This window comes from Paracoccus sp. (in: a-proteobacteria), assembly GCF_046462195.1.
Lineage (GTDB): Bacteria > Pseudomonadota > Alphaproteobacteria > Rhodobacterales > Rhodobacteraceae > Paracoccus.
On sequence record NZ_JBKGUN010000139.1, the window covers coordinates 1 to 6,105 of the forward strand.

At 62.0% G+C, this 6,105-nt stretch carries 5 protein-coding genes; 3 read left to right on the forward strand and 2 right to left on the reverse strand.

The window, feature by feature from the left end:
* Nucleotides 1–274: 274 nt before the first annotated feature.
* Nucleotides 275–1,747 carry a PQQ-dependent sugar dehydrogenase gene (locus tag ACLHHB_RS09045; RefSeq protein ID WP_410217949.1) on the reverse strand — a complete coding sequence of 491 codons (1,473 nt, stop codon included), beginning with the start codon at nucleotides 1,745–1,747 and terminating at the stop codon, nucleotides 275–277.
* Nucleotides 1,748–1,761: 14 nt separating this feature from the next.
* Nucleotides 1,762–2,202 (reverse strand): DUF2231 domain-containing protein, encoded by a 441-nt coding sequence (locus tag ACLHHB_RS09050; protein ID WP_410217950.1) that lies wholly within the window; start codon nucleotides 2,200–2,202, stop codon nucleotides 1,762–1,764.
* A 634-nt stretch (nucleotides 2,203–2,836) separates the two neighbouring features.
* Between ACLHHB_RS09050 and ACLHHB_RS09055 the strand changes: the two genes are divergently transcribed.
* The 3 genes from ACLHHB_RS09055 to ACLHHB_RS09065 all read left to right on the forward strand — a co-directional run.
* Entirely contained in the window at nucleotides 2,837–3,862 is a 1,026-nt protein-coding gene (locus ACLHHB_RS09055) for a substrate-binding domain-containing protein (protein WP_410217951.1), read from the forward strand.
* 71 nt (nucleotides 3,863–3,933) lie between these two features.
* Nucleotides 3,934–5,139, forward strand: coding sequence for a phosphate ABC transporter permease subunit PstC (pstC, locus tag ACLHHB_RS09060; protein WP_410217952.1), 1,206 nt, complete (start codon nucleotides 3,934–3,936; stop codon nucleotides 5,137–5,139).
* Nucleotides 5,136–6,105 (forward strand): DUF3333 domain-containing protein (locus ACLHHB_RS09065; protein WP_410217953.1); only part of this gene is annotated, 970 nt, incomplete at its 3' end. The genes pstC and ACLHHB_RS09065, both read left to right, overlap by 4 nt.

Below are 6,105 nucleotides of genomic sequence, written 5' to 3' on the forward strand. Positions count from 1 at the left end.
CGATGAAGTGCGAGGCACACGCCAGGCCAGCTTGACCTGATGCCCACAAAACAGACAGCAGCTCAGATTGGCTCCGACAGGCAAGGACGGACGATCCGGGCACGAAGTTGCGTAGCAGGTTGCATTGGCGACATGCGTTGGAACTACCGGCGATTTAGATCGCGATCGAGTCTACCAACCAAATAACAGTGCCGGGCTCAGGATGAGTCCCAGCCTGCCTCTTTTCTCAGCATCCTTCTTGTCAGCCACCGTCCGGCGTTGGCGCTTATGATGCTTAAGGGAGGGCGGGAGGTACGACATCCGGTCCGGAGGTCGTGGGCGCAGCTTCATTGCTTTCGGATTGGATGCGATCACTGTCAATCGGGGCATCTGTGACCGTGCCGTCAGCGGCAGCAATCCGCCAGACCGTATTGCCCGCATCATCGGCCACGAGCAGGGCGCCGGTTCCATCGAGTCCCACACCCACGGGACGCCCGTGAACTTGGTCCCCTTCGAGAAATCCGGTCACGACGTCCTGAGCCATTCCATTCGGGCGACCATCCGTGAACGGGACATAGGAAACCTTGTAGCCGTTGAAGGTATCCCGATTCCAGCTTCCGCGCTGCCCGACAAAGGCACCATGGGCATAAGGTTCGGGCAGTGCAGAACCGTTGGTGAACACAAGGCCAAGGGCCGCGACATGGCTGGACAGCGCATAATCCGGCGCGATGGCCGAGGCGACCAGATCGGGACGGGCGGGTCGCACACGCTCGTCCACATGGTCGCCGTAATAGCTGTAGGGCCAGCCATAGAAAGCCCCCTCCTGCACCGAGGTCATGTAGTCAGGAACGAGATCGGGACCCAACTCGTCCCGCTCATTGATGACAGCCCAGAGCAGGCCCGAGTCAGGGTTGAAGGTCAGCCCGTTCGGGTTGCGCAACCCTGAGGCATAGATTTTCGACGCGCCGGTCGCGCGGTCGATCTGCCAGATGGCAGCACGGCCCTTTTCAGCCTCCATTCCGTTCTCGGCTGCGTTGGAATTCGATCCCACCGATGCGTAAAGCATCGTGCCGTCGGGGCTGAGGGCCAGATCTTTGGTCCAGTGATGGTTCAAAGGACCACCCGGCAACGGCGCCAAGGTCGCAGGCTCGGCAGTGATGAGATTCTCGCCCAAGGCATAAGGATAGGCCAGCACCGCGTCGGCCGCAGCAACATACAGGGTATCGTCGATCCAGGCGAGGCCGAAGGGTGAATGAAGCCCTGTCAGCAGATCATGGCGCTCATCCACGACCCCGTCCCGGTTCGTATCGCGCAAGAGCGTGATCAGGTTGCTCTCCTTTTGCGGCCCGTCACCACCGCCGGCGGCAAAGTTCATGATCCAGCCGCGGATGTAGTCTTTGGGGCGGTACTTCGGCTTGCCCTCGGGACCGCGCGACTGCACCACCAGCACGTCGCCATTGGGCAATGTATGGACGGTACGAGGGTTGATGAGGTCGGTGGCATAGGCACTGACCGTCAGTCCCTCGGGGACGATGGGCGTTTGCCCTTCGGCCCATCCCACCACTTCGGCAACCTTGACGCTTGGCAGCAGATTGACAAAGTTGGGCTCGGGCAGGACAGGGTCCGGGCCGATCTGGCTGCTGATGTCGAAATCGCCAGAACTCGCCTCTTGTGCCATGCCCACAGAGGGCAGGGTCAGGCCAGCCGCCAGTGCAGTAACGGTTGTGAGCAGGATCGCGCGTTGCGAGACAAGGGTGGAGATTATCATGGGAATGGTCCTTCTCAGGCGCGATGGAGCGGGCGGCTGGATGCAGCACGGCGACTCAGCAGAGCCGCGGCAAGCATCAGCAGGCAAGTCAGGGCAGACATTCCGATCCCCCACGGTACGATGGCCGTCCAACCGTCGCCGGCATGGATCAGGCTGTTGACGAAGGCGGCAATCAGAACCAGCGCATGCAAAAGAACAACGCCCCAGACAGGCCGCATCTGTCGCGTGGCGACACCGATCACCCACAGCAGCACGGCGAAGCCGCCGGCAACGAGCCCAAAAAACAACAGCCAAGATGAGAAATCCTGCCACATCAGAACGGTCGTCTGCATATAGGCCCAGTCCGTCAGAAGCGTCAGGGCAAAGAAGGCTGCTGAAAAGTGGGTCAGCGTCATCAAGCCCGGAACGGGATACTGAGCGACATGTCCGTCATGATAGGAATGAGTTGCCGCCATGATCCTGCCCTTGGTGAATTCGTTCTGCCTTTGAGAACGGAATATGTCTGTGCAATGTTCCGTAAAATCATGAAGGTGGCAGGCTATCGGCCAAAGCGGTCCTGCTAGGGGCACCCGCTCTCACAGATCGCCCTGCCTCCGGCCTTGGTGGAACAGATAGACGTAGGCAATTCGAGCTCATCACCACGGCTGCGGTGGTTGATGCAGAGGCCCTGCTGATGCCGCAGTCATTGTGGCCGTGGCCGAGGCTTTTTGAAAGATGCAGCAGGTTCGATCGCGAAGACACGTTGCGCCGCAGCCTGAATTGATTTGATACCCGTGCCCCGAGTCCGGAGTGCTGCGGCCAGTTCGTAGGGTGGGGCAGGTCATGACCGACGATCTACCAGCCCGTGAAGGCTGTTGGGTCGGGTGCGAGGCGAAAGCATGCTGCAATGAAGCCACACTGGCCGTCGGGCCGGGCAATGGGCAACAAGTCGATCGTTCGCCTTCAACGGATCTCTGGGAGGCGGCAGGTACAGCAGCCATCGTGTGTGCCGCACCCCCACTGTCATCATACTGTCATCTTTTCGAAATATTTCTGTCGCGCGGGTGTAGTACCTGTGCCGCGCCAAGCTCACTCCACAGGAGAACAGAAATGAAGACCCTCGGCTTCACCGCCACGGCATTGTCCGTCATTGCATTGTCGGCCACAGCGGCGGCTGCGCGCGAGCAGGTGCAGGTTGCCGGTTCCTCGACCGTGCTGCCTTACTCGACCATTGTTGCCGAACTGTTCGGCGAAAACAGCGACTTTGGTACGCCGGTCGTCGAATCCGGCGGTTCCTCGACCGGTCTGCGCCGTTTCTGTGAGGGCGTGGGCGAAAACACCATCGACATCGCCAACTCCAGCCGCCCGATCCGCGACACCGAGCGCGAAACCTGCGCTGCCAACGGCGTGGATGAGATCATGGAAGTCCGGATCGGTTATGACGGCATCGTCTTTGCAAACCTTTCCAGCGGAAACGCCTTCGAATTTACCCCGGCCGACTGGTTCAATGCCTTGTCCGCACAGGTGGTGGTTGATGGCGCCGTCACCCAGAACACCCATGCCAACTGGTCGGAAGTGAACCCCGAACTGCCGGACCAGGAAATCCTGGCCTTTGTGCCGGGCACCCGCCACGGCACCCGCGAAGTGTTCGAGGAAAAGGTGATCATGCAGGGCTGCGAAGACAGCGGCGCCCTGGAAGTCTTCACCGCCGAACTGGGCGAGGAAGCTGCCGAGGAAGCCTGCACCACGCTGCGCACCGATGGCCGCGCGGTCGACATCGACGGTGACTATACTGAAACGCTGGCCCGCATCAGCAGCTCGCCCAACGGTATCGGCGTGTTCGGCTTGTCCTTCTATGAGAACAACACCGACACGCTGCAGGTCGCAACGATGTCGGGCGTGACCCCTTCGACCGAGACCATCGCTTCGGGCGAATATCCCGTGTCGCGTCCGCTGTTCATGTACGTCAAGAAGGCGCATATCGGCGTCGTCCCGGGCGTGAAGGAATTCGTCGAATTCTTCGTGTCGGACGATATCTCGGGTTCTGAAGGCCCGCTGGCGGAATACGGTCTGGTGGCCGACCCCGAACTGGCTGCGACGCAGCAGGCCGTGACCGACGAAACCACCATGCAATGATCTGAACGATCCGGGCGATCCTTGCAGGATCGCCCGGGTCATTTCGCCATTCCAGTCAAGGAATACTTCGGATGCCTTTGTCCTGGGCCCTGATGGCCAGTCTGATCCTGGCCGCGCTCGGTTACCTGATCGGCCGGAACCGCGCCAGCGTGTCTGCGGGCAGCGATGTGCGCCAGTTGCACAGCCGGCCCGTTTATCATGGTGCGAACGTTGCGCTGATGACCTTTGTCCCCGCTGCCGCGATCTATCTGCTGGCCGGCATCCTGCGCATGTCCGGGCAGCTTGTGGCCGAATCTGCGGGCATGATCGGCCTGCTGGTTCTGGCGGGCGCGGTTGTGGGCCTTGTCATGGGCCTGACGCGGATCAAGGCGTCCTTCATGGCCCGCAACGCGGTCGAGCGGATCATCCTTGGAATCCTTATCTTCTGTTCGATGATCGCCATCGCGACAACTGCCGGGATCGTGCTGTCGCTGATCTTCGAGACAGGCCACTTCTTCCAGCGCTACAGCTGGCACGAATTCTTCTTTGGCACCCAGTGGACACCGCGCTTTGACGGCAATTCACGGCTGGGAATGCTGCCGCTGCTGTGGGGCACGCTGTACATCTCGGCGATCGCGCTGCTGGTGGCGGTGCCGATCGGGCTGTTCGCCGCCATCTATCTGTCGGAATACGCCAGCCACCGCGTCCGCAGCATTGCCAAGCCCGTGGTCGAGCTGCTGGCCGGCATTCCCACCATCGTCTACGGCCTTTTCGCGCTGATCACCGTGGGTCCGATGCTGCGCGACTGGATCGCCCAACCGCTGGGACTGGGGAACTCGGCCTCGTCGGTGCTGACCGCCGGGCTGGTCATGGGCATCATGCTGATCCCCTTCGTCAGTTCGCTGTCGGATGACATCATCAACGCCGTTCCGCAAAGCCTGCGTGATGGGGCGCTGGGCCTGGGATCGACCCCGTCCGAGACCGTGCGGCAGGTTGTTCTGCCGGCTGCGCTGCCGGGCATCGTGGGGGCCGTCCTGCTGGCAGCCAGCCGCGCCATCGGCGAGACGATGATCGTGGTTCTGGGAGCCGGTGCCGCCGCCACCATGAGCCTGAACCCCTTCGAGGCCATGACCACCATCACCGTCAAGATCGTCAGCCAGCTGACGGGCGACAACGACTTTTCCTCGCCCGAGACGCTGGTGGCCTTTGCCTTGGGTTTGACGCTTTTCGTCATCACGTTGGCCCTCAACATCGTCGCGCTGATCATCGTGCGCAAATACCGCGAGCAGTACGAATGACCGACATGCCGCTTCCCCGGGCCGATCGTTTGCCCGCCGCCCGCAAGACCTCGCTGATCGAGATCGATCCGCGCACCCGCCGCCGGAACGCCGCCGAGAAACGCTTCCGGACCTATGGCGCCATCGCCATCGGCATCGCCGTCGTGGCGCTGCTGGTGCTGGTCACGACCATCATCCGGGATGGCGCCGGTGCCTTCCGCCAGACCTATCTGTCCATTCCCGTCACCCTCGACGCCGAGCGTCTTGACCCACAGGGCAACCGCGACCCCGCCGAAATGGCAAAGGTCCTGACGCTGGCCTATGGTCGTGTTCTGGACGCTGCGCTGGACCGGGCGGTGGGTGCTCTGGACCTGCAGATCGAAGGAGTGACCGAGGACGACATCGACGGTATCGTTTCCCGCGAAGCGTCGGCACAGCTGCGCAACCGGGTTCTGAATGACCCGGAGCTGGTGGGCCAGACTGTTGACGTGAACGTGCTGGTGAACGGCCGCATCGACGGCTACTTCAAGGGCCGCGTCAGCATGGCCAGCGCCGAACGTGATGCCAATGTCTCGCCCCAGCAGCTGATGCTGGCCGATGCCCTGGTCGAGGAAGGCCTGCTGGTCACGCGCTTCAACCGCGAGTTCATCACCAATCCCGATGCGTCCGACCAGCGCCCGGAAGCGGCCGGCGTGGGCGTGGCGATCCTGGGCTCCCTTTACATGATGCTGGTGGTGCTGTTCCTGTCGGTGCCGATCGGCGTGGCGGCCTCGATCTATCTCGAGGAATTCGCCCCCAAGAACCGCCTGACGGACGTCATCGAGGTGAACATCGCGAACCTGGCCGCCGTTCCCTCCATTGTCTTCGGTATCCTGGGCCTTGCCGTGTTCATCAATTTCGCCGGCCTGCCGCAGTCGGCCCCCATCGTCGGCGGTCTGGTCCTGACGCTGATGACGCTGCCCACGATCATCATTGCCACCCGCGCGG